Consider the following 26,925-nt stretch of genomic DNA (forward strand, 5'->3'; position numbering starts at 1 on the left):
GCTGATTCAAGGCATTTACGGGAGAAAAAATCGGCTCAAACATGAAGAAATGAAATGACTGAGTCAGCCGAGAAGAAATTCCCCGCTTATTCGCACCTTCCCTAGGAATGCCTGTTCGACAGGCACTGAACTAATCCAGGAAAAGCCGCTGGGGAACTGCTGCTTGGTGGATGAATTGATCAACAACGCCGATTTGAAGTGACATTGCTATCTCAATGTGAAGTAAGTCGCTCTGGGGCTGGTTTATGTTAATTTTATGTTCTTGGGGTGTGTGAATGTTGATAAATCCATTGTTTAGTTTTTTGAATGATTTTATTTCTGAACGGGGTTTATCAGCACCTGATGGGCGAGCCATCTATGCATATCGGTGTAGTGATACTGAATTTTCTCAACTTGGTATTCTTTTGCGTACACATGCGCCGAGGAAAACAACAAAATTCATATTCATGAATTACACTGATGTTTTGTTCGTTCTTTATGCATCAGAGTACATCCGCCGTAATCATGTTGAAGGCCATCCTAAATGGGATGGGATCGTTGATTCAATCAGTTGGGGGCAGGTACCCACACCACTTTTGTACAAAAAGACCACTGATGGTATCCGATTCTGGAAGCGAGATATTAGAAGTATTGGGCACGCTTTAGGTTACTTACATACACTTGCATGCGAAGGTGGTTTGCCGATAAGAATGATTGAGAACGAAAGTGGATATTTAATAAACTACTTCCGGGGTATATATTCTGAAATAAAAGGTCAGCATGGTAATCGGCCAGCACTTGATATTGCCAAGGTTCTAGGTTGTAACATTCCTGCAACCATGCAGAATGATCTAGTATATGAAGTGGCTGGAGAGTTTTGTCATACCTTACACACCTTGTTAAGTCAGCAAGGCGGATCTGGTATGACATCATTGAATTTACTACGTAAAAATATTCCTGAATGGTATAAAAAGCTACCATTGGTTCTACCAGAAGAAAGTGCCTTAGATATTGTCAAGAAAATTCTATCTGTCGATGAAAGTGGTGTCGCGGGCACCCAGTTCTTTAGAGTGGAACGTCATTGGGTAGCAAGTGACGGCAGCTGGTATTGTGATGCAAAATTTCGCATTCCTAGAACGTTACGTACAGAGCAGATTACTGATCTGTTTGAGTGTAAAATAAATTCCAATCAATCACGATTAATACTATCTGCACAGTGGCAGAGTGGATGTGCACGTTTAGCACTGCTAACAAAAACAGAAGATCAACTCTGGCGAGTTGAGACATTGCCAGCAGCGGGAAAACCATTAACCGGTTCAGCAGCACTACAAAACATCATAGTGACCCTTCATGAGGGGCCGTGTTTGTTAGGGCAGGGTACACCTAAAGGTGGTGTGGCCTTGAACGAAGATATGCCATGGGTATTTGAGTCAATCAATGATAGTAATACTTCACTGCGCTTGATCGGGTGTGGGTCTGTCAACTCTACCAAAAGTGCTTTGTTTGTTTCATTGCCAGAAAATAGCCATCTTGACCTTTCTGGTGATGGTGATTTTGACGTGCCACAACAGATAAATAATAGCGGCCGATACCTGACAAAAATAACAGGCTCATTTAACATTGTACTGCAGGATGGTGCTGTATGTAATATTAGCTCGGGACAGGAAGTTGATGCAGTTACCGAATATTATATTAAGCCTACGGAAGTTCTTAATATTAAATCAAATTATCCTATCCATCGTTCTTATCCTAAAATTGCATGGAAGAATGAGTTAGGCATCGGTCTGGTTCCTGAGCAGGAAATTATTTGGCGTCCAATTAAGTTAGGTAGCACCTCTTGGAATAGCATGAAAAATGCTATGCCCAAGGGACAAGTAGAGGTTCGGCATGTTGTGGGAGAACAGGTGTGTTTTAGTGGGCGAGTGGTCATTTTGCCTGCGGATTTTGATATTCAATTTGTTCCTCTAAACGCTCAGCAAGGCAGTATTATTCTGACTGGTGTTCAACAAGCTAAAGTTGAACGTTATCAGAATAACTCAAATGAAACTGTAAAGTCAGATTTGTTGTTAAATTCTATTGAAGTGCAATGCGACACCAATTTATCAAATAACGGCAATGTTGACCTTAGAGTTCATTGGACTGATGGTTGCTACTTGAAATTGTTGTTGCCATTGCCAGTAGCTGGAGGGCGGTTTGTTAATGCCACTGGTGATGTTTATTTTCAAGGGTTGGCATCTGTCAATGCAATGCATGGTGTTGTGGCCGATCAGTCGGCAATTGATAGTAATGGAAACGCATTTATTAATCTGGTGTTAAGATCTTCTAGTCCTCTATCTACTAAACATCAAATGCTATACGTTGATGTTCCACTGGTAGGTGGAAGTGTTTCATCGCACAAACAGCTTTCTCTGTATGAACGTATGGGCTTGCTGAGATCTATTCTAGCCAGTTCTTGTTCTATCGACGATTATATTCAAGTTGAGATGTACTCTGATAATCATGGTCGTGATCCATCGACAATAAAAATTCAACGCTATGATGGCTGTTTTATCAATAAAAATGATCATCTTCAAATTGATATCGAGGGTGCTATTACATTCCCATTAACGCGTCGCAATGAGGTGATCGTTAAAGCAGTTTCACTTAAAAACATAAGCAACGTCCCAATTTCATTGAGTCAAGATGTATTGGGATATAATCTTGACTCTTTGCATGATTCCGATGCACCGTGGTTGGTATTTGGTATCTTGGATGATGCTATTCGTATTCAGCCCATACTGCTCGGTTCTTCTATACAATATGAAGAGGCAAGCCCGTTGTTGAACGCATTATGTTCTATGGGGACAAAAGAGTATCACCGTGTAATCCATGGCGTGTTATCTAGTATCGAGTCTAACCCGTTCCACGCTGATTTTTATGAGTTAGCTCAACTGATGAAAGCATATAAAGCCAATCATGATTTGCCACTTTTGCTAATAGGTTTATTCCGTGAGCTGCGTAATTACCCGGTCGTGTTGGTACAGTTGCTGATCGCTGCATCCTTTGCAAGTGACTTTGAATCTGTCTACACCTATCAGGATGAGTTGCCATTCTCATGGGGCTGGATCCCCGAGCCAGTTTGGTGTACTGCCTTTGACCAGGCGATGGACGCATTGGCCGAGAAAATGGGCAACCCAATGCTGGCACAACAGGTCATGCTGCCATTTTTGAACCAACTGATTAAGACGTCCATGATAGATAGACGGTTAGCCGTGGTGGTTCGAAGTCTTGTCCGTAAGGTGCCCGCTTCGCTGGTGCCATCTCATGATATTCCAGTAGTTGACGATGACCTTTTCCGTATGGCCCAACAGGAACTGGTACGTTATCCAGATAACTTTGGACGTATCGGAACCTTCCCAAAACACGTTTGGTTGAAGGTTATTCCATCCTCGATGCATGCCGCTCTGAATAGGTATTGGTTGGAAAACCGATATCACAAACGTTTTGAAAAACTGTTTAACCTTATGTTAGTAGCATCACTGCTATGTCAGACAGAGACAAAACATCTAAGTGAATTATCAGTCTTGTTCGAGATTCACTATCAACAGGCACCACAGCAGTTAGGTGTTATTTATCAGTATTATTTTGAAATGGCTAGGAAGTTAATCTAATGACTATTCGACAGCTTCATTACGCGCCGTTATTAAAGCAATTGCATCAACGTGCGGTACGTTCGGTGATCAGTCAGTTGGCTTTACGTAGTAAGGCCTTATCGACTTACTTGGAAAATCAGTATTTTCAAGAACCCGGAACAAATGGTGCATTGTTAGCGGATCCGGTATTCGAAAGTACATTTAGTTGGAAATTTGCAACTGAATCTATGGATGATTTGCGTGACAAGTTGATTTCCAGTCAATTAGTCAATGCAGTGAATGTTCCAGCACCATTTGCTCATCAATTGACAGCATGGCGCGTTATTCTTGAACAGAAGAAGTCCATGCTGGTTAGTAGTGGCACGGGCTCAGGCAAGACGGAATGCTTCATGGTGCCTGTACTCGAGGATTTGATCAGGCAAGCAAAGTTGAGTCGCCAACCGTTGGTAGGGACTCAGGCCATCTTTTTGTATCCCCTTAATGCCTTGATCAACAGCCAGCAAGAGCGTTTGCGAGCCTGGACCAAAGGTTATAAAGGTAAAATCCGTTTTGCACTATACAACGGTGAGACTAAGCATACCCGCTATGAGGTAGCAGAGGAGCAGGAGGAAAATCCTGAACAGTTGCTCAGTCGTGAAAGCATTTACGAAACACCGCCGTCAATTATGGTGACAAATACCACCATGCTGGAATATATGCTCATCCGGCATAAAGATGCGCCGATTACTGATAAGTCCCAAGGCATGTTGAAGTACATAGTGTTGGACGAGGCTCATAGCTATGTCGGTTCTCAGGCGGCTGAGCTGGCGCTGTTACTGCGCCGTGTCATGCAGGCTTTTAACGTTGGACCTGGAACTGATCACCCGGTCCAGATTATTGCCACTTCGGCGACCATTGGTGAAGACTCTGAACAAGGCAACCGAGAGCTGGCCAAATTTGTTGCCGACTTGGCAGGCGTGACAAAAGATCAGGTCGTGGTGGTTCGTGGGTATCGAGACATTCCTGCTCTGCCCGAGGCTTGTGAGTTGCAGCCTTACCCCCAATCTTTAGACGACTTAAACGAGCTCACGCCGGTAGCTCTGTATCAACAGTTGGGCAGTTATCGTGTAACCCGCGAGCTACGTAGATCGCTCAGTGATGGGACGAGCCAGGCCTGCAAACTGGGAGACTTGCTATTGGTGGCCAAGAAATATTGGCCGTCGATAACAGTTGATCTGTTGCTCAGGCTGCTAGACCTCATGGCCAAGTCTCGCTCGGAGGAAGGAGATAATGCTGTCGCATTTACGCCGCTGCGTATGCATGGATTTATTCGCACTCTTCCCGGTTTGTGGGCGTGTTCAAATTCGCAATGCGCTTGTAAAGACCTGGCGTTAGAGGGGGCGGATTGGGTATTTGGACAAGTTTATTTTGATTTGCGGATGCAGTGTGACTGTGGTGCCCCAGTATTTGAGGTCTTGCGCTGCGATGGATGCGGGACTGCCTATTTATCAGCAAAAGAAGAAATTAAGTCGGACAACTCGGTTTGGTTAAGTCCACAACCGGCCGTTGAGGATGACGACGATTTTGCGTTGGAAAACGACATTTATGCTGATGACGACGAGACTGCAGAGGATGAAAGCAGCAGCTACCTTGATCGTTTGCTGGCCAGCCAAGGAGAGTTAACACTTATCTCATCAGAAAAAGAGAGCGTGGGGCGCATCGACCCGCAGGGTAATCAGCATTTCAGTGTTCATCTGCTTTCGCCTAAACAAAGTGGTGAGAGAAAGCAGCGGGTTTTCAGTTGCATTTGTTGTGGCGACACTCAGCAGCGTAATAACCCCCTGTTCCGTTCCTTGCGATTGGGAGCCCCGTTTTTCCTGAGCGATATGATTCCTACCCTGTTGGATTTCTCACCACTCCCGCAAAGACAAGAGGAACTTCGAGGGCCGTTCAATGGTCGCCGCTTGCTGACATTTACTGATTCCCGTCAGGGCACTGCACGCATCTCGGCGCGTTTGCAACAGGATGCCGACAAAGCTGCGTTGCGAACTTTGTGCTACCACGAGCTGGCTAATATTGTGACGCAGCAGCAGGGTTTAAGCGTCGAACAACACACATTACTGGAACAGTTTATTGCGCAGATTGCTTTGGTGCCGATGATGTTCGATGCTCCAATCGCCGTGCTGCGCAAGGCGATGGCGGGGGAAACGCTGAGTGCAGATGAGTTGCAGACGGTTGATCCGGTTCGTCGTATGATCATCTCGAGTAGTGACACTCATGCCCAGGCGGTTGATGTGCTGTTTTCCGGTTGTGCAGGTCAACAAATTAAGCCAGTTTCCTGGCAGATGCTGGCTGAACAGCTGGCCGGTAGTGTCGATTTGGCTGACAGGATGCGTAGCGCCTTCAAAGACTTGACTGACCTCGATCTCACCAAGCAGCAATTTGCTGATTTCTGTCTTTATAGCGAGTTTGGCCGCCGCCCCAAAAATAGCTGGACCCTGGAAAGTCTCGGGCTGGTTTCAATCCATTATCCCTTCCTTGAAGATGTTACTCGTTGTCCCGCAGACTGGCGTATTTTGCTCTCGGATCCAGCCAGACAGTTACCCGAATGGCGTAACCTTCTTAAGATTACATTGGACTTTTTTGTTCGCGAACGCAGTGCCGTTTTTTATGAAAATGAAGAATATCCACGCTGGATGGGGACGCGATTTCCGGTTAAGTGGTTACAAGGCCCAGATAAAAAACAAAAAAGTTTAAATCGTGAGCTGTTGTGGCCACGAATTCATGATCGTTACTTCAATCGGGTGATAAAACTGCTGGTGGCTGTGTTTCCAGCGATTCAACCTGAACAAACCTATTGGCGTGACCTGGTTAATAACTTGATGAAGGATGTGTGGGATGTGTTACGACCATATTTCCGGCAGTTCGAGTCGGGCTATCAATTTGATGTCAAGCAACAGGCTCATTTTTACAGCCCGAAGACGGTGTGGCGTTGCCCCTATACCCGCAGGGCTCTGGATGTGACCTTAATGGGATATTCTCCCTATTTGCCCGGTAGCAACGAAATCGCTCCGGAGCTCGCTCAGAAGGTGGAAATGCCAACCCTGCCTCTGCGCCACTGGCATTTGCCGGGCGGTAGTGACATGGCGCGTGAGGAGCGATTGAACTGGCTGGAAACCGAACCGCAGGTTAAGCAAGCAAGAGCGGAGGGGCTTTGGTCAACTCGCAGTGACCGCTTGGCCCTCAAGGATGGCTGGTATCGACTGGAAGAGCATTCTGCGCAGCGCACGCCGGCACAGAACCAGTACAACGAAAAGTTATTCAAGGATGGCAAGGTTAATGTTCTCAACTGTTCAACCACCATGGAGATGGGGGTGGATATTGGAGGTATGAGCCTGGTCGCAATGAATAACGTGCCACCGGCACCCGCCAATTATCTACAGCGTGCAGGCCGCGCCGGACGACGTGGTGAGACTGCTTCAGCTGCGATCACCTTGTGCAAGAGTACGGCGCACGGTATGGAGGTATTCAAAAATCCTCTCTGGCCGTTCAGTGTGCGCGCCAAGGCACCTCAGGTGCGGCTCGAGAGCGCTAGTATTGTCCAGCGACATGTGAATGCCTTGTTGTTAGGCCGCTTTTTGCGTGCTGAGGTACCGGACGCTACTAAGTTGAGTTGCAAATGGTTTTTCGAGGAAGATGGCAGCAGTAGCCAGTGCCAGCGATTTTTGCATTGGTTGGAAAATAGTCATAGCGAAATGACTGATAGTCTGACCCGATTGGTCAAAGGCACATCACTTGCTGCCTTGAGTATTGATCAACTGCTCGAGCAGACCGGTATTATGATGCAGAAGGTCGATAATGGCTGGCGCGCCCAGCTTTCCACCTTGCTGCAAAACGCTGCATCCTTGAGGGCTGACAACAATGATTGGGAATCAACCCCAGCCGGTAAGGCCGTCACCTACCAACTGCGGGACTACCGCAGTGCTTATCTATTTTCCAAGTTGATGAGTGAAACCTTCTTGCCCGGGCATGGATTCCCGGTAGGTGTGGTGAATTTCAATTACTTGACCATGGATGAGCTGGAAAAGCGTAAGGCGCTAAGAGCCAGTCAACGTGATCAGCAAGAGGGAAAGGAGAATTTCGCCCGCAATATTGAAAAGCTGCCAAGCCGGGATCTGCCTACTGCGCTACGGGAATATGCGCCAGGGGCTGATGTGGTGCTAGGAGGTAAGGTCTACCGTTCGGCAGGAATCATGCTTGGCAAGGTGTTGGCAAGTGGACAAGAGATATCTGGTGACCATCAGATCCCTTGGTTTTGGCACTGCACACACTGCGGTGCTGGCGCAACCAGCGCGACTTATCCGACGGGTTGTTCGCATTGCGGTGCCGAATCGGCTCAGTTACGAATCGTGCGCTATCTGCAACCGATTGGCTTTGCTACCGACATTCGCTATAAGCCGCACAATGATGTGAGTTCACCTGCTCAGTTGCCATATCAGGATCCTCGTGTATTGGTGCCTTCCTCCACCTGGGTGGCGCTACCGGATGCCTCGCTTGGTCGTTATCGCTTTAGTAACAGTGGTGAACTGTTCCATTTCAGTAATGGAGAGCATGGTGCTGGATATGCCATTTGTCTCTCTTGTGGCCGCACTGACTCTCAGACTGAAGCTGGGCGTACACCAGAGAGTCTTAGCAATCCGGCGCTAGAGAATACCCATCTATTGTTGCGAGGTGGCAGTAACAATCACACCAACAAGCTCTGTTATGGACATGTTCATAAAGACCTGTGGCTTGGTTATAGCAATCGTACCGATATGGTCGAGCTGCAACTGAATGATGAGAACGGCCTACTCATCCGCAGCGAGGTCGCAGCCCGCTCGCTGGCTGTTGCGCTGCGCGAAGGCTTGGCCCATGTTCTGGGGATCGAGAACACTGAGCTTGGTGTGACCACTCAGCAGACAACGGATGCAAATAATGCTACTGGCTACTCGATCTTTATTTATGACAACAACGCGGGTGGTGCAGGCTATGCCGTCCAGCTGATTGACCTCTGGGGGGATGTCTTTGATTATGCCGCCAAGTTGCTCGACTGCGAGTGCGACAAGTGCTGCCACCACTGCTTACTGGGGTATGACAGCCAGCACTATGTCAGCAAGCTTGATAGATTGAGTGCTCTGCCATTAATGACGCCAGGTCGTATTCAGCGCCTGAAATTGGCTCCGGAATTCCATCATTTTGGGCCGCAGAGCCGTGTTGAGACCTTTCCGCTGATGTCGCGTCTGTCTCAGCGTCTCTCATCTGGGGTGTTCCATTCCTGTTCTCTGGTATTGGGTGGCGATCCTGAAGTCTGGGATTTCGCTAGTTGGCCGTTGCTAAATGACCTGATGCACTTTGTCTCGGTCGGTGGAATGGTCGAAATCATGCTGACCGTGCCAAGCAGTAAATTACCCGATCGAATTCGGCATCAGCTGGCCGCATTGGCCGCGATGCCGGGTGCGCGGATTGTTATTCAATCTCTGTCGGCAGCGCCGCGCACATCGCAGCAAGGCTACTGGCTCGCCCAACTGGTGGGTGAGCAAACCATGCAGTGGGCTGCCAGCAAGGATGTGGTGTGTGAACCGGGTAAACAGTGGGGCTTCAGTGCTCTGACGCCAGTGGTGACAACAAGCAAGAGTATTCCTGCAGGACATGAAGGTACTCGGATGACTGCTGATGAACTGTTACCGGCCATACCGGCTGGAGCGGTGCGCATCAATCTGGCGGATCAGTTGGATGGCCCTCTGGCTGGATTCGGTAGCCGCTTCTGGACCTTAATTACCCGGCATAGCTCGGTGTGGAAAAAGGCGTTTACCAAAAAGAGGCAGATCGTGCGTGTTCAGTACAGTGATCGCTATCTACACAGCCCATTTACAGCGCGATTGCTTGGAGAGCTATTAACGGAGCTGGTGGAACAGGGCATAGCCGATCAGGCGGCATTACAGATCAACGTGAAGAAGCTTGATTTCAATACCCCTCAACATGATGCCCTTTACAACAGTTGGCAGAGTGAGGCGGATCGCCAGGCGGCTATTACCATGTTGCTTGAGGAGGGCTATGTTGGCCCCTCTTGGCAGGGAAGCATAGATCTGAACTCTGGCGACAAGTCGGCGACCGGCCACGGTCGGGAACTGGTGGTGACCTTCGAGGACGGCTCGGAAGCTTATCTGCTGTTGGATATGGGATTGGGCTACTGGCGTTGTCAGGGGGCGAGCTATTTCGACTTTGACCAGCCTGTTGCGCGTCAGGTAGAGCTTATTGCTGCCCATACTGCGAAGCTGGTTTCTCCCGAGAGTGGGCTCGAGAGTTACATCATCGCTGGCTGAGAAGAAGGCCTCGTGTCTACGAGGCCTTCATTGTTTCACGATGAGTTTTTTATCTAGCTGAAAAACGAAAGAATATCTTATGAATCATGGCCTTTGTCATTACAACAGGCTTGACCTCATGGTACTCTTTTGTTCCCTTTTTATCGCAGTGCCCAGTGGTTAGCGCCCATCGGTATTGGATGGGCGAACGTTTGGTCACACTGCTCAGACAGAAAGATAAGACAAATGAACGAGCACAATTTTGCACCCGGTATGCGGGTGGTGATTCGGGATGCGGAGTGGCGTATTCGCCGTGCGGACAACAGTGGTGATGGTGGCCACCTGCTGACCTGTGATGGCATCTCCGAGCTGGTACGCGGTAAAGAAGGGCTGTTCCTGACCAAACTGGAGCAGAAAATTGAGATCCTCGATCCGGCCAAAACCAAACTGGTGGAGGACGACTCGGCGAACTACCAGGCTGCGCAGCTCTATATCGAGAGCCAACTGCGTCAGCGCGTACCGACCGATAATCTGGTGCACTTCGGCCACCGGGCGGCGATGGACTCCATGCCGTTCCAGCTTGACCCGACCAGCATGGCGCTGGCGCAACCCCGGCAGCGGATCTTGATTGCCGATGCGGTGGGCCTGGGAAAGACACTCGAAGCAGGCATATTGGTGTCGGAGTTGATCCGGCGTGGTCGCGGCAAACGAATCTTGGTACTGGCGGTCAAGTCGATGCTGACCCAGTTCCAAAAAGAGTTCTGGAGTCGTTTTGCCATCCCGCTGACCCGTCTGGACTCTGCCGGACTGCAACGGGTGCGTAATCGTATCCCAACCAATCACAACCCGTTCCACTATTTCGACAAGACCATCATCTCGATTGATACCCTCAAGCAGGACATCGAGTACCGCCATCATCTGGAAAATGCCTGGTGGGACATCATCGTCATCGACGAGGCACACAACGTCGCCGAGCGCGGCACCAGCTCGTTGCGCAGCAAACTGGCCAAGCTGCTGGCAGGGCGCAGCGATACCCTGATCATGCTCTCGGCCACGCCCCATGACGGCAAGCCGGAGAGCTTTGCCAGCCTGATGAACATGCTGGATCCAACTGCCATCGCCAACCCGCAAGAGTATGAGTACAGCGATTTTGCGGATAAGAATCTGGTGGTGCGCCGCTTCAAAAAAGACGTCAAGGATCAGATGGTCGGTGAGTTCCCGGAGCGCCAGATCAGTGCCCTCAAGCGTAAAGCCAGTGCGGCCGAGGAGGAGGTTTATCGGCGACTGGTAGAGAGCAAGCTACGCGATGATGATGACGACGATACTCCCGCGACCAAGGGGCGGCTGTTCAAGGTCACCCTGGAAAAGGCTCTGTTCTCCAGCCCGATGGCATGTGCCAGCGTGGTGGCCAATCGGCTCAAACGGTTGGAAAGCCGCAAGGAGATCAACAGCCAAAGCCAGATCAACGAACTGCAGTCGCTGCTTGCCGCGCTCAATAATGTCGATGCCAGCCAGTTCAGCAAGTACCAGTTGCTACTGGAGACGATCCGCGCCGATTTGCAGTGGAAGGCCAATAAGAGCGATGACCGTCTGGTGATCTTCACCGAAAGCATCAAGACCCTGGAGTTTCTTGCCAATCAGTTGCAAGCCGACTTGAAACTCAAGGACGATCAACTGGCTACGCTGCGTGGTGATCAGGGTGACACTGTGCTGATGGATACCGTCGAGGCCTTTGGTAAAGAGCAGTCCCAACTGCGCTTGCTGATCTGCTCGGATGTCGCCTCCGAAGGTATCAACCTGCACCACCTCAGCCACAAGATGATCCACTTTGATATTCCCTGGTCGCTGATGGTCTTCCAGCAGCGCAACGGTCGTATCGATCGTTACGGCCAGAAACAGGTACCGCAGATCCGTTATCTGTTGACCGAAGCGGCCGAGGCGCAGATCAACGGTGATATGCGCGTACTCGAGGTGTTGATCAATAAGGACGAGCAGGCGCAGATAAACATCGGTGACAGCTCGGAGTTCACCGGCAAATACACCCAGGAAGAGGAAGAGCAGCAAGTCACCGACTTTATGATGCGGGATGATGATGGCGCCAGCCTGTTCGAAGCCTTGCTCAACAGCAATGTGACTCAGAGCCCTGAGCATGATCTACTTGGGGCTCTGGCGAGTGGTGTGAGTAGCGATAGCACAACGGCAACGGCCAGCGACACCTCGCTGTTTGCCAGCGAGCAGGCCTACTGCGAGAAGGCGCTGGGCTTTCTCAAGACCATTGGGAAAACCAGCGGCCAGACCATCCAGTACGATACCTTGCCGGATGGCACGCTCTCACTGGTGGCACCAGAGGAGCTGCGCCGTCGTTTTGCGCAACTGCCGCCGGAAATCACCCCGGAGAATTGGGAGCTCTACCTCAGTCAGGACAAACAGGTTATCACCGAGGCCATTACCCGTTCACGTGGTGAGCAGCATGCCTGGCCATCGGTGCACTACCTGTGGCAGATCAACCCGATGGTGCAGTGGCTGGATGACAAGATGCAGGCCGCATTCGGTCGCCATCAGGCACCGGTGATCCGCCTGTCGCATACCCTGTCGCCGGACGAAGATCACTTCATCCTCTCCGGTCTGTTCCCGAACCGCAAATCGCACCCCATGGTCAACCCCTGGCTGGTGGTCAGCTTCAACCGCGAGGCTTTCACCGGCAGTGTACCGTTCGCGCAATTTGTGGCCGACCATCCGCAACTGGCAGGCAAGCTCTCCAATGCCGGTGGCCTGCAGCGTAACCATGAGCGTCAACAGCAGTTACTTGAAGCGGCCATCAACCACGCCAAAGAGGTTTTTGTGCATGAGCGCAATGCCTTTGAGGAGCAGATCAACCAGCGGCTGACCGAACAGTTGGAGAAGCTCGATGTGCTAAAGGGGCGTCAGCTCAAGCAGCTGGATCTGGACTTTGCCGATAACAAGCAGCTCGAGTCGGTCAAACAAAACCGCAAAGAGCAGCGCCAGCGCGAGATAGAGCACAACTTCGAAAGCTATCTGGAGTGGATCCAGGACACCATGACCACAGAAAAAGAGCCGTATATCCAGCTCATTGCAGTCATTACCGGGGCGGAGGGTTAATTTATGGCACTGGTCGGCATCAACAACGAAAACGAATTCTACTCCAACCACTACCTGGGCGAGGTCTTCAGCAACGACATTCGCGATGTACTGGAGCCCTGGACGGAACAGGAAAACGCGGCCCGGGAGATCGAGCGGGCTGCCCGCGAGCAGGGCAAAGAGGTTGCCGCCGGGTATCGCGCCCCGTGGAATCAACTCAGCACCCTGGCCTCTGTGTTTTTCCGTCAATTGGCCGAGCATGAAAAGCAGCGCCAGGTCGCGCAACGTCTAGCTGATCAGCGCAGCCGCTGGCAGCCGCTGTTGCAGGCACTCGGTTATGAGCTGACTCCACAGCTCCAGACGCTGGATGACAACGCGCCGCTGCCGCTGGTGGCCCGTTACAACAGTGCCGATGGCAGCCCTTGGCTGTGGATTGCCGAAGCCCACGATGCAGAGGAGGGCAGTAGCGATCCGCTCTCGCTGCCACTGCTCAAGGCACAATTCCCGGCCGATGTTGACCCAAAACTGCGTGACAATCTGTGCAAGAACAGCCGCGGGGAGCCGCGTAGCTGGCAGGATCTGCTTTCCTCCAGCGTCTTTACTCAGGCCGAGCCGCCCCGCTTTGTGCTGCTGCTGGGCAACCGCCAACTGCTGCTGCTCGACCGAACCAAGTGGGCGCAGAACCGCCTGTTGCGTTTTGATTTTGAAGAGATATTGAGCCGTCGCGAGGGCGATACTCTCAAGGCCGTCGCGGCGTTGCTGCATAAGGATTCGCTGCTGCCCGGCAGCGGTGCGCCTTATCTCGACTCGCTGGATGACAACTCCCATAAGCATGCCTCTGGCGTCTCCGAAGATCTCAAATACGCCCTGCGCGAGAGCATAGAGCTGCTGGGCAACGAGGCGATGAGCTACCTCATCGAGCGCGGGCTGGCCACCTACACAGGGCAGAAAGCCGTCAGTCCAGATGACCTGAGCCGTGAGTGCCTGCGCTACATGTACCGTCTGCTGTTCCTCTTCTATATCGAGGCGCGCCCGGAGCTGGGTTATGCCCCCATGACCGCCAAGACCTATCTGCAGGGCTACAGCCTGGAGACGCTGCGCGATCTGGAGATGATCCCCTTGACCACCGAAGAGGATCGCAATGGTCACTACCTGCACGACAGCCTGGAGATGTTGTTCAAGCTGGTGCGTGAAGGCTATGGCGGTGGCATCCAGGCTCAGGGCGATTTGGGTATCGCGGCCGGCGAGGAGCATGAAGCGCACCTCAGCATCAACGATCATCAGTTCTTCATTCCGCAACTGGAAAGCCACCTGTTCGCCAGCGATAAAACCCGCCATCTCAACCGCGTGGTGTTTCGTAACGAAACCCTGCAACAGGTCATCCACGCCATGTCCCTCAGCCGTCCAGGCAAGGGGCGCTTCAGTCGTCGTGGTCGCATCTCCTACCGCCAGCTGGGCATCAACCAGTTGGGTGCCGTGTACGAGGCGCTGCTCTCTTACCGAGGCTTCTTTGCCAGTGAAGATCTGTACGAGGTGAAAAAGGCCGACAGCGAGTTCAACGAGCTGGATACCGGCTACTTCGTCACCGCCGCCGAGATTGGCAAATATCACGATGATGAAAAGGTATTTGAGACAGAAGACAGCCTTGGTAAGCGGAAAGGAACACTTCGCATCCATCGCAAGGGCAGCTTTATCTACCGCATGGCCGGGCGTGACCGCGAAAAATCCGCCTCCTACTACACGCCGGAAGTGCTGACCCGCTCCCTGGTCAAATATGCCTTAAAAGAGCTGTTCAAGGAGCAGATCGAGCCGATTGATGACCTTCATGCCCGGGCCGATGCCATCTTGCATCTCACCGTCTGTGAGCCGGCGATGGGCAGCGCGGCCTTCTTGAACGAAGCCATCAACCAGTTGGCCGAAGCCTATCTGCACCACAAGCAGCAGGCCGAGGGCAAACGCATTCCGCAAGATAGCTACACCCGCGAGCTGCAACGGGTGAAGATGTATATCGCCGATAACAACGTGTTCGGCGTCGACTTGAACCCGGTGGCGGTCGAGCTGGCCGAAGTCTCGCTCTGGCTCAATGCCATCAGTGGCGATGCCTTTGTGCCCTGGTTCGGTTATCAGCTGCATTGCGGTAACTCGCTGATTGGTGCCCGCCGCCAGCTATTTAACGTCAGTGAGCTCAGTTACAAGAAGGCCAAAGACCCGAGCTGGCTTAACAGCGAGCCGCACCCGCTGGCGATGAAGACGCCCCGGGCCGACAAACAGGTGTTCCACTTCCTGCTGCCGGATGCCGGTATGGCCAGCTACAGCGACAAGACCGTCAAGGCGCGCTATCCCGCGGCGTTCAAGGCGTTGGATACCTGGCGCAAGGCCTTTACCGCCAGCTTGAGCCCGAGCGAGATCACCGATCTGCAGCGCATCAGCGCCAAGGTCGAGGCGCTGTGGCAGGCGTATCGTCAGCAGCTCAACGCCGAACGCCGTCAGACCGCCGACAGCTATCCGGTCTGGCCGAACCCTAGCACGGCACAGGTGCATGCCAGCCTCAGCAGCAAGGATGCCACCCTCAGCAGCCGTCAGCAGGAGAGCAGTGCCTACCAGAAACTGCGCTGGGTGATGGACTACTGGTGTGCCCTCTGGTTCTGGCCGATTGACCAGGCCGCTGAGCTGCCCGATCGTGCCGACTGGTTGTTTGAAGTGGAGACCCTGCTCGATGGCGTGGTGCAGACCAGCGCCGAAGCCCAATCCGAACCGGCGGCCAGCGGCCAGCTGGATCTGGGTCTCGATCCGGCTGCCGGTGAGCAGATGTCGCTGTTTAGCGGCAGCGGTGTGCTGCAGCGCAATAAACTCTTTGCCGTGCTGCCCCGCCTGCAGCTGGTAGATAAAATCACCCGCGCCCAGCGCTTCTTCCACTGGGATCTGGAGTTTAGCGATCTGTTCGCCGAGCGCGGCGGCTTCGATCTGATGCTGGGGAACCCGCCCTGGCTCAAGGTGGAGTGGCAGGAAGCCGGGGTGCTCGGCGATTTTGAGCCGGAATTTGTGCTGCGCAAGCTCAGTGCCACCAAGCTGACTACGCTGCGCGATGAGGCCTTCGCGCAATATCCGGCACTGGAAGCGGCTTGGCGCAGTGAATATGAGGGCTGTGAAGGGACGCAAAATTTCCTCAATGCCTTGCAGAACTATCCGGTGCTCAAGGGGACTCAGACCAACCTCTATAAATGTTTCCTGCCGCAGGCCTGGCGCTTGGGTGCAGAGCAAGGGGTCTCCGGCTTTCTGCATCCCGAAGGGATCTATGATGATCCCAAGGGAGGGTTATTGCGGGCTGCAGTTTATCCACGCTTGCGGGCGCATTTTCAATTTGCTAACGCCTATTTGTTATTCAATGAGGTCCATGATCAAACTCGTTTCGGTATAAACGTTTATGGTCCGGAAAGTGACAATATTAGCTTTATCTCTATGGCTAATATTTTTGTTCCATCAACGATTGATTCATCCTTTTCTCATGTGGATAAAACGGAGCAAGTTCCCGGCATTAAATATGATAGCTCTGAAGAGGCGGGCTCAAATGTTCTATGGAACAATACAGGCCATAATTCAAGGTTATTAAGAATTAGTGAACGAGAGCTCGGCCTGTTTGCCCGCCTTTATGATGCGGAAGGTACGCCTGCTAGTCAGGCGCGACTCCCTGCTTTGCATGCGGAGCAATTGGTTATGGTATTGGAAAAGTTTGCCGACCAGCCCCAGCGATTGGGGGATCTGCAGGGTGAATATCTGTCGCTAGAGATGTGGCATGAAACTAATCAGCAAAAAGACGGCACAATCGAGCGCCAGACTCAGTTTCCTGATAATGCCACGCAGTGGATTCTTTCCGGTCCGCATTTTTTTGTTGGTACACCATTTTATAAAACACCCCGCGCCAACTGCACACTAAATAGCGATTACGACTGCCTCGATCTACTGACCCTGCCGGACGACTACCTGCCGCGCACCAACTATATTCCGGCCTGTGATGCCGAGGAGTATGCCCGCCGCACCGCGCGGGTGAGCTGGACCGAACCAGGCGAAGATGGGCCCAAGAAGGTGACGGAGTATTATCGGTTTGTTAATCGAAGGATGTTTGGTGCTTCGTCAGAGCGATCTTTTATTTCAGCAATACTTCCTAAAGGTTTTGCGAACATTAACACCTGTGTTGCTACCGCCTTTTTGTCGAAGGATGTTTTGGTGAGTTTTGCTGGATTGTCCCACTCTGTTGTTTATGACTTTATTCTTAAGTCGACAGGTAAGTCAGACCTCTATGGTGCTCAACTCGGCGGGTTTGTTTACTTCGATAATGATCTAGTCAAAGAAAGAGCTTTGATATTGAACTGTATATCTGCGGATTATTCAGAACTTTGGTCTTCTTGTTACCAAACAAAATTTAACCACCAACGCTGGAGCCGTGATCTACCGCAATTGCCGCAGACCTTCTTCGCCAACCTGACACCGCACTGGCAACGCGATTGCGCGCTACGCACCGACTATAGCCGCCGTCAGGCACTGGTCGAAATCGATGTGCTGGTCGCCCAGGCGCTGGGACTGACGCTCGATGAGCTGCTCACCATCTATCGCGTCCAGTTCCCGGTGATGCGCCAGTACGAGGCAGACACCTGGTATGACCAAGTTGGCCGCATCGTCTTTACCCCGAGCAAGGGGCTGGTGGGCGTCGGCCTGCCACGTACTGCACGCAAGGCCGATCTCAAGGCTGGCATCGTCTACGCGGTGAATAGCCCGCAGTGGACCGGCGGCAGCGGGCCGGATCTGGCCATCGGCTGGGATGATATCAAGCACCTGACTACCGGCACCGTCAGCGTCACCTTCGACGACGACACCCGCCCGGGTGGCGTGCAGCGCCGCACCATCACCTGGCAGGCCCCCTTTATCAAACCCGACCGCGAAGATGACTACCGCGTCGCCTGGGATTTTTTTGCCGATCAGCAGGAGTGTGATTGATGCTACCTTCCGTTGTCAGTCGGCAGGTGGCCGACAGTGTTGCCGCGTTTTTACGGGCCGCTTTCCCGATGAACAGCCCGCTATTTAGCGAGCAGGTGGGCAGTGAATTCAATCCGGAAGGGCATCAGATGCTGGAAAAGTTTCTGGCCGATCCGGATGCGCTGCTCAAAGGGCCCTATCTCTCGGCGCAGTTGCCGTTTCGGCAGAGTACGCTGGCGCTGGACTTCTTTGCCCATCTGAGCTTGCCGTTTCCTCCCCATGCGCATCAGGCGAGGGCCTTTGAACGATTAGGGGCAGCCGAGCCAAAGCCGACGCTGGTAGCCACCGGCACTGGCTCGGGGAAAACCGAGTGTTTTATGTACCCCTTGCTCAACTACTGCGCAGGCACGCCAGGGGGTGGGGTCAAGGCCATTGTTATCTATCCGATGAATGCGTTGGCCACCGATCAGGCCAGCCGTTTTACCAAGTCGATTGCCAGCGATCCTCAACTGCATGGCAAGCTGACCGTCGGCTTGTTCGTTGGTGATAGCGAGGAGTTCCCCAGCAAGCGGATGGGGGCAGACTCGGTCATTACCTGTAAGCACACGCTCAGGGAGAGCCCCCCCGATATCCTGCTGACTAACTACAAGATGCTGGATTATCTGCTGATGCGGCCGATTGATCAGCCGTTGTGGCGTTACAATCAGCCCGGCACCCTGCGTTATCTGGTGGTGGATGAGCTGCATACCTTTGATGGGGCTCAGGGGTCGGATCTGGCCTGTCTGGTGCGTCGCTTGAAACATCATATCAGCGTGGATAGCAGTCGCTTTGCCTGTGTCGGCACCTCGGCGACCGTAGGTGACGAGCTGGGACAACTGCTGGAGTATGCCACCTCCATCTTTGATCAGCCCTTCGATGACAGCTCGGTGATCCGGGAGGATCGCTACAGCAGCGCTGAGTTTCTGCAGGGGGTTGAGCTACGCCATACGCGCTTTCCTCAAGCCGATGAGATGGCACTCCTATCGCCTCAACATTATGCCAACCCTGTGGCGTATCTGAACGCTCAGATCCCGCTCTGGTTCCCGGAAAGTGATCTGGTTTTGCCGGCGGATCTGGAAAGTGATGACGGACGACGTGTGCGCATCGAGCTCGGTGAGCTGTTGCGTGGCCACAGCATGCTGCATGTCCTGCTACAGGATCTGCAACAACAGGGCATTCTCTCCGAGCAGCAGTGCTGCGACAGTTTGCAAGTGATGCTGGCTTCCAGCCCTGAGCATGCAACGCTGGTGTTGCAAAGCTTTGTCGCGCTGCTTGCTCAGGCTCGCCTTGACGTTGTCGAAGCACCAGCCGATCAACAAAAACGGCTGGCCGAGGGTAAGCCTCGACCGATGCGGCCCTTTGTGCAGTTGCGTTCCCAGCTTTGGTTGCGGGAGTTGACCCGTCTGGTTGCCAGTGTGGCAAAGAGTCCGACACTGCATTTTGCTAATGATCTCGGCATTGAGGATCGGACCCACTATCTGCCGGTAGTGCATTGCCGGGATTGTCATGCCACCGGTTGGGCCAGCATGCGCCATGGTCAGAGTGCCAAGCTGGAAACCGAGCTGGACGAGATCTATCGCCAGTTCTTCGATCATGGCCGCTCTGTGGTGCTGGTGTTCCCCGAAAAGCCTGACAGTGGTCAGCATCAGAAGCTCTGCCCGGCTTGTCTCTCCTTGAACAAGCAGAGCAACGCGCAGTGCAGCCACTGTGGCCATGATGGGCTGTTGCCCGTGCTGATCCCGGATATGCTCAAGGAGCGCAAGGATGAGCTGGAATTTGCCAACGAGTGTCCCTTCTGCCACAGCAAGCAGGGTATCTCGATCCTCGGGTCTCGCGCCGCCAGCCTGTCGGCGGTGATGATCCATCAGCTCTATGGCAGCCGTTTCAACGAACATAAGAAACTCATCACCTTCTCGGACTCGGTGCAGGATGCTGCACACCGCGCCAGCTTCTTCACCGCTCGCACCTGGCCGTTGATGGTGCGCGGTCAGATTGGCGGCTTGCTGCCAACGGATGAGGCCATGCCGCTGGACGCCTTTGCCAAGCGGGTGTGTGAGCAGACTCGGGCTCGCTCCATGGATGATGCCCACTTTGCGGCCAATTTTATTGCGCCCAATATGCTGTGGCTCCATGACTATCAAGAGCTCAAGCAGCAAGGCCAGTTACCAGAAAAAACGGATCTGCCGGAGCTGGTAAGCTTGCGGCTGGATTGGGAGGTGTATAGCGAGTTTACCTTGCGGGCTGGCATTGGTCGCACCTTGGAGGTGACCGGTTTTGCCAGTGCTGGTATCGATATGCAGCGCTTCAACCCGGCTATCGCCGCCTTGCATCAGCAGCTGGGCGAGGAGTTTGGCGATCTGATGAGCGGAGTCTCTGCCGAGCAAGTCGCCCATCTGGCGCTCGGTGTGCTGTGGCGTATGCGTCAAGCCGGTGCCGTGATGCACCCTGCGTTCGAGAGCTATCGCCGTGATGGCAAGACCTTCATGATGACGCAGAAGGAACGCACTTCGCGTTATATGCCCTCTATCGGGCCGAAAACTCGCAAACCTGCGTATGTCAGCTTTGAGAAGATCAATGGTTTTCAGCGACTGATCGGCGCCAAATCCAACCCTAGCTGGTACCAGCATTGGCTCAATCGTACCCTGGATAACGGCAACAACGTCTTCATCAGCAGTGTTCATGAGAACCTGTTGCGCTCACTGCTCAAGGGGCTGCAGCGTGCCGGTATCCTGGCTAGCTTTGAGACCTCGGGACGTGAGGCCTGGGGGCTGGTGCCCTCGGCTCTGCTCGTGAGTCGTGATGTGGCTCGCCTCCATTGCTCATGCTGTCGGGAAGTGATCCATGCTCCCGCCGATCAGGCTTGGCAATGGCAAGGTGCACCTTGCATGTCGCTGCGTTGTGAAGGCCACTATCAGCCGGTGGCTAATCAGGTCAGCTGGCAGTGGGATCATCTGGATGTGGCGCGCGTTGTCGGGGCCGAGCATACCGGCCTGTTAACGCGAGAGGTGCGCGAGGCCACCGAGCAGTCGTTCTACAAAGGCCATCAGCCTTGGCATATCAATCTGCTCTCGGCCACACCAACCCTGGAGATGGGGATTGATGTGGGCGACTTGTCCACGGTCTTGCTCTGTTCGGTGCCGCCTGCTCAGGCCAACTACCTGCAGCGCATCGGTCGGGCAGGTCGTAAGGATGGTAACGCCCTGAATATCACGGTTGCCGAGGGTAACCCGCACGATCAGTTCTTCTTCCAAGAGCCGTTGGAGATGATGCAAGGCCAGGTGCAGGCTCCAGGGGTATTTTTGAATGCCGTGGCGATCCTTGAGCGTCAGTTGGCGGCTTTTTGTATGGATAACTGGGTAAAAACCGGTGTGCCAGCGTCGGCTATCAGTAAGAACGTCAAACAGATGCTCGATGAGGTGGAGTCTGGTCGCAAAACTGGTTTCCCCTATAACTTCCTGCGCTTCGTGGAGGATCATCGGGTTGAGCTGCACAATCGTTTTGCCTCGATTTTCCCTGATTTAGCTCTGGACACCCTTCTGCACTTGCAGCAATACCTGATCGGGGAGTCTGGCACCCGCTCTTTGGTTCAGCGTGTAGATACGGCTTTGGCCTTGCTGCTTGAGGATCGCAAGTCGCTGCGAGCCCGTATCGACAAGCTCAAACGCAGCATCGAGAAGCTCGAGAGCTCACCCCATGATCAGAATTTTGAAAAAGACATGGGCGACCTGGTCTCCGAGCGGCACGCGCTGATGGCGTTGGTCAATCAAATCAACAACAAGCAGACGCTAAACTTTTTCACCGATGAGGGGCTATTGCCCAACTATGCCTTCCCGGAAGCCGGGATCACGCTGCGCTCCGTGCTCTGGCGGCGTAAGGATAAGGAGACGAGTGAGGTCAAGGAGTACCAGAACACTACGTACGAATATGAGCGTCCAGCCTCTACCGCCTTGGCCGAGCTGGCACCGCTCAACAATTTCTATGCCGGTGGGCATAAAGTCGAGATTGAACAGATCGATCTGAAGCTCTCCGAGCCGGAAAACTGGCGGATCTGTTGTCATTGTAATTACAGCGAGAACATCGACCAGTCCGGCGATCCACATAAGTATTGCCCTAAGTGCGGCTCGCCCGGCTGGGCGGATGCGGGCCAGAAGACGACACTGCTGAAACTGCGTCAGGTGTATGCACGGGCCAATACCCGGGACAGTCTGATTGGCGATGAGAGCGATAGCCGCGAACTGACTTTTTTCCAGCGTCAGCTGTTGGTGAGCTACGAACCAGACGACGTTGCGGCCGCCTATGCCATTGACGAAGGGGAAGTGCCGTTTGGTTTCGAGTTTTTGAGCAAAGTCACCCTTCGGGATATTAACTTCGGCAAGCAGATGGACGATGCGGCCGAGTTGACTATCGCCGGTGATAAGAAGCGGCGCACCGGCTTTCGGGTCTGTCTGGGCTGCGGCATGGTGCAACGCCCTCGGGATCATGAGGCGCGCCATGATCTGAGTTGTAAGCATCGGGCTGAGCCGGAAAGCGCGAAGTTCGAGGATTATCTCTATCTCTACCGGCAGTTGGAGTCCGAGGCGCTGCGCATCCTGTTGCCGGTCTCTAGTTACAGCGCGGATCGCATCGTGGAGGCGTCGCTGGGGGCAGCTATTCAGCTCGGGCTGAAACATTACTTCAAGGGCAACGTGGATCACCTCAAGGGCGTGGTTTATCGCGAGCCGGAAAACGAAGGGGAGTCCTGGCGGCAGTATCTGGTGATCTATGACTCAGTACCCGGCGGAACTGGCTCTCTCAAGGAGCTGATGCGTACGCCTGACAATCTGTTGAAACTCTTACAACTGGCTTACCAGGCGTTGGTGGAGTGCAGCTGTAACCATGATGTCACCAAGGATGGCTGCTATCGCTGCGTCTATGCCTACCGTGACCGGGGGCGGATGAAGTATGTTTCACGCAATCAGGCGCGTCAGCTGCTGGCAAAAATCATCGAGGCGAGCGACAAACTTCATTCGGTGAAAACCATCAATACCATCCCGCTGGATGTGATGATGGGCTCTGAGTTGGAAAAACGCTTCATCAGCTGCTTGCAGGAGAACAAGGCGCTCGCAGTGACGCGCAGCTATGCCCATCCTGGGGCTGGCTGGATGATCAATACTCGTGCTGAACCCTCCACGAGCTGGCATCTCAAAGCGCAAGTCGATCTGGGGAGTAAAGAGGGTGTCGGTATTCCATGCCGCCCTGATTTTGTTCTTTATCCGGTATCGCAACCAGCGGCGGTTAAGCCGGTGGCCATTTTCCTCGATGGCTTTGTCTTCCATAAGAAGACCGTCGAAGATGATGTACAAAAGCGTCAAGCCATCAAAGAGAGTGGCAATTATCGGCTTTGGACTATTACCTGGCGCGATCTGAATGAAACTGGCTGCAAGCATATTCAGGATGTACTGGGATTACGTCACAACCCGGATATGAAACAGCCAAAATTCTATTCCCCTTTCCATGACATGACATTTGCCACCCTGGAAGGGGCAGTTCGTGAACGCAACAGTTTTGATCTGTTGCTCGACTATATTGCAGAGCCGGCGATGAAAGATCTGCTCTGGCAAAAGCTGGCGGCAGCCCATGCCTGGGTATGGCTCGATGTGAAAAAATCCCAAGATGCCGGCATAAGGCACAAGTTTGCCTATGAAATGCATGAAAATGCACCTGGTTATCGACAGGCGCAATTGCTGCCGGATGAGCCATTTGTCTTTGGCGGTCTGCTGGATAGCTGTGGCTCATCCCAACAGTTTATTGAGCTGGCTTCGGTGTTGCCGCAGCGTTATATCAAGCCAGCTACCACCGCTGACCAGATGCGTGCCGCATTGCGACTGCATGTGAGCTTTGATGATCGCTATACCGAGGATGAGGGGTATGAGCGCGGACTCAATGGTTTCTGGCGACTGGTGAATTTGCTGCAGTTCTTGCCGGATATGTCATTCAGCAGCCGTAAGGCTGTGCACAATCCGCAAGTTCAAATAGTGGTTGAACCGACAGAACCCGCCCCAGAGATTTCAGATAATGGTGATTGGAATGAAATCATCGAGTTAAGTTTGCTAACGGCTCAGGAGATCAGCCTGCTGCAAACATTAGCCTGGCCGGTTCCGGTCCTGGGTTATCCGTTGCAAAACGAGTTTGGCGAAATTGTTGCCGAAGCAGATCTCGCATGGCCTGAACAAAAACGTGCGCTCATCTTTGAAGATGAGGCTTCTGCTGCACCATTTACTAACTGTGGTTGGACGGTCGTCGTGGGCCCGATCAGCCAGGAAACACTACAGTCTTTGTCTGGAGGTAAGGAATGACGGTCCAGTCGCCTAAAGTGGCACTTTCTGATGGTTTTTTGGGTGCATTTGCTCGGATCCCCAAGGCACAACAAAAAAAGGTGCAGGAGTTCATTTCTAAATTTCGACAGGACCCTACCAGTAATGGCCTGAACTACGAAAAGATCCATGATGCTCGAAGCCCGAATGTGCATTCGGTGCGTATTGACCAGACCTATCGTGGGATTGTGCTCAAGCCTGAGCAGGGTTCAGTTTATATGCTGATGTGGGTCGACAAACATGATGAGGCCTATGACTGGGCTCGTCGGCATGATTGCGCCATTCACCCGTTGACAGGGGCCATTCAGGTTGTTGATACCAGCTATATCCGAGCCGTACCTGAAATCGCACCTGTCTCACCGACTGAAATTAGAAAACCAAAGCTATTTTCCGCTTATACCTCTGAGCAGATATTGGCGCTGGGGGTTCCTCCGGTCTTTATTGCCCAGGTGATGGAACTCACCGATCTAGCCGACTTTAACCAGCTACAGAAAGTGATGCCAGCAGAGGCGTGGGAGCCGTTGCACTGGTTGACCGAAGGCATTGACTATCCCGAGGTGCTGGCGGAGTTTAATGACCACCCTGAAGAGCCCGTTGATACCAATGACTTTGCTGAGGCCATCGCTCGCAGCAAACGCCGCTTCCATGTCGTGGAAAATGAGCAGGAGCTAATTCAGATGCTCAATGCGCCATTGGAGAAATGGCGCGTCTTCTTACACCCCAGTCAACGCAAATTGGTGGAGTCTCCGGCGACAGGGCCGGTACGAGTGCTTGGTGGGGCAGGGACGGGTAAGACGGTGGTGGCTATGCATCGAGCTCGCTGGTTAGCGCAACGACTGACGGATCAGCCGGGCAAGAAGGTACTCTTTACCACCTTTACCCGAAATCTGGCCGCGGATATTCGTGCCAACCTGCAGCGTCTTTGCAGTCGTGAGGAGATGGCCCGCATTGAGGTGGTCAATATTGATGCCTGGATGACAGAGCAACTCAAACGCCATGGTTACGACTTTAAAGTCGTTTACGACAGTGATGAGGGGCGTCGCCGCTGCTGGAAATATGCCCTGCAACTGGCGCCATCAGAGTTAGGTTTGCCGGATGGCTTTTACGCCGAAGAATGGCAGCGAGTGGTTCAACCTAATGCAGTCTACACCCGGGATGAGTATCTAAAGGTCAGTCGCTTAGGTCGAGGGACGGCTCTGTCCCGTATTCAGCGAGCCAAGATATGGCCAGTGTTCGAAGAGTTTCGCTCCCAGATGGATCGTGCGAAGTTGCGAGAAATGGGCGATGCCATGCACGAGGCCATTGTGCTGTTCAAGGAAAAGCAGCTCCAATTGCCTTATAGCAACATTGTGGTGGATGAGGCCCAAGATATTGGCTCCCCAGCATTTACCCTGATCCGTAGCTTGGTACCTGATTCAGCCAATGATCTGTTTATCGTCGGGGATGGTCATCAACGTATTTATCGTAACAAGGTGGTTCTTGGGCAGTGCGGTATTAACGTGCGCGGTCGCCGTAGTAAGAAGCTGAAAATAAACTATCGAACCACCGAGGAGACTCGGCAGTTTGCAGTTGCGCTCTTGACTGGAGTCAATGTGGATAACCTGGATGGTGAGCAGGATGCCAGCAATGACTACTTATCCTTACTGCACGGTGAAAAGCCGATAATCACCCATTCTGCAGACTTCAAAGCGGAAGCGGATACGATTGTTAAACAGGCCAAAGCCTTGCTAGCCGATGGGGTTCGCTCTCAGGATATTTGTCTCACGGCGCGTACCAGACATGCCTATGAGCGTTACGCAACGGCATTGAACAGCGAAGGAATTCCAACCTTTGTTTTAGGGCAGGACAGTTCGGATAACGATCAGCAAGAAGGGGTCCGTATTGCAACCATGCACCGAATCAAAGGGCTTGAGTTCCAATATGTATTCCTCGCCGGCATCAATGATGGCGTCGTTCCAGAACCCAAAGCGATTGCATCGGATGATCCTGTTGAACAACGGGATGCCTTGTTTAATGAACGCGCTTTGCTCCACGTTGCTGCGACTCGGGCAATAAAGGGGTTGTTTGTTAGTTCAAACGGCAAGCCGAGTTCGTTGTTGCCAGATGTGAACGCTTAATTTAGACGATGGCCAGTAACTAAGCAGAGTTACTGGCCATTATTTTAGAGAAAACTTAGCGGGAAGGTTATCGGTATTGCTGAGCAGCGCAAAATCGCATCGGCAGCCGCCATTTCCCCTGAGCCCTTCACAACTATCCACGATGAGGAACAGGCGCTGGCGCCTGATGGCAAAGCGCGTCAGGTGACCCTGATTTAAGGCTGGCTATCCGATAGCACGATCAGTGTAAAAACCAGCAGTGTGAAAACAATCAAGGCGCCAGTGGCGCCTTGATTGTTTGATGAGATGGTCGGTCACCGCTGGCCGTTACCTAAACAGCCATTCCATATCGTCCTCTTCCTCATCCCACCTCATTTGCTTCTGATCCCAGCGGGCCGCCAGATAGGGTTTGAGGGTCTGTAGGGTGGTGATCTCG

General features: G+C 52.8%; 6 protein-coding genes. All 6 read left to right on the forward strand.

Translation table 11 applies throughout. From position 1 onward, the window contains the following. Positions 1-275 precede the first annotated feature (275 nt). The 6 genes from PG881_RS07360 to PG881_RS07385 all read left to right on the forward strand — a co-directional run bounded on the left by PG881_RS07360 (position 276) and on the right by PG881_RS07385 (position 26,510). On the forward strand, positions 276-3,629 hold the full coding sequence (locus PG881_RS07360) for an STY4851/ECs_5259 family protein (protein ID WP_270798996.1): 3,354 nt from the start codon (positions 276-278) through the stop codon (positions 3,627-3,629). Beyond that, positions 3,629-9,952, forward strand: coding sequence for a DEAD/DEAH box helicase (locus tag PG881_RS07365; RefSeq protein WP_270798998.1), 6,324 nt, complete (start codon positions 3,629-3,631; stop codon positions 9,950-9,952). The genes PG881_RS07360 and PG881_RS07365 overlap by 1 nt, the downstream gene beginning before the upstream one ends. A gap of 225 nt (positions 9,953-10,177) precedes the next feature. Beyond that, positions 10,178-13,051: a DEAD/DEAH box helicase gene (locus PG881_RS07370; RefSeq protein ID WP_254231538.1), complete on the forward strand. Its 2,874-nt coding sequence runs from the start codon at positions 10,178-10,180 to the stop codon at positions 13,049-13,051. Positions 13,052-13,054: 3 nt separating this feature from the next. Beyond that, positions 13,055-18,022, forward strand: coding sequence for a class I SAM-dependent DNA methyltransferase (locus tag PG881_RS07375; protein ID WP_270703510.1), 4,968 nt, complete (start codon positions 13,055-13,057; stop codon positions 18,020-18,022). Further along, a complete protein-coding gene (locus PG881_RS07380; RefSeq protein WP_270799001.1) occupies positions 18,022-24,375 on the forward strand; it encodes a DEAD/DEAH box helicase in 6,354 nt (2,117 codons plus the stop codon). The genes PG881_RS07375 and PG881_RS07380 overlap by 1 nt, the downstream gene beginning before the upstream one ends. Beyond that, positions 24,372-26,510, forward strand: a complete 2,139-nt coding sequence (locus PG881_RS07385) for a UvrD-helicase domain-containing protein (RefSeq protein WP_254231534.1) — start codon at positions 24,372-24,374, stop codon at positions 26,508-26,510. The genes PG881_RS07380 and PG881_RS07385 overlap by 4 nt, the downstream gene beginning before the upstream one ends. The last annotated feature ends 415 nt before the right edge of the window (positions 26,511-26,925 follow it).

Origin of the sequence: Aeromonas sp. QDB54 (assembly GCF_027707385.1) — a bacterium.
Classification (GTDB): Bacteria; Pseudomonadota; Gammaproteobacteria; order Enterobacterales; family Aeromonadaceae; genus Aeromonas; species Aeromonas hydrophila.

Bases quoted from the DNA above. Each gene is read 5' to 3' on its own strand.
- PG881_RS07360 (WP_270798996.1), top strand. From the start codon at position 276: ATGTTGATAAATCCATTGTTTAGTTTTTTGAATGATTTTATTTCTGAA.
- PG881_RS07365 (WP_270798998.1), top strand. From the start codon at position 3,629: ATGACTATTCGACAGCTTCATTACGCGCCGTTATTAAAGCAATTGCAT.
- PG881_RS07370 (WP_254231538.1), top strand. From the start codon at position 10,178: ATGAACGAGCACAATTTTGCACCCGGTATGCGGGTGGTGATTCGGGAT.
- PG881_RS07375 (WP_270703510.1), top strand. From the start codon at position 13,055: ATGGCACTGGTCGGCATCAACAACGAAAACGAATTCTACTCCAACCAC.
- PG881_RS07380 (WP_270799001.1), top strand. From the start codon at position 18,022: ATGCTACCTTCCGTTGTCAGTCGGCAGGTGGCCGACAGTGTTGCCGCG.
- PG881_RS07385 (WP_254231534.1), top strand. From the start codon at position 24,372: ATGACGGTCCAGTCGCCTAAAGTGGCACTTTCTGATGGTTTTTTGGGT.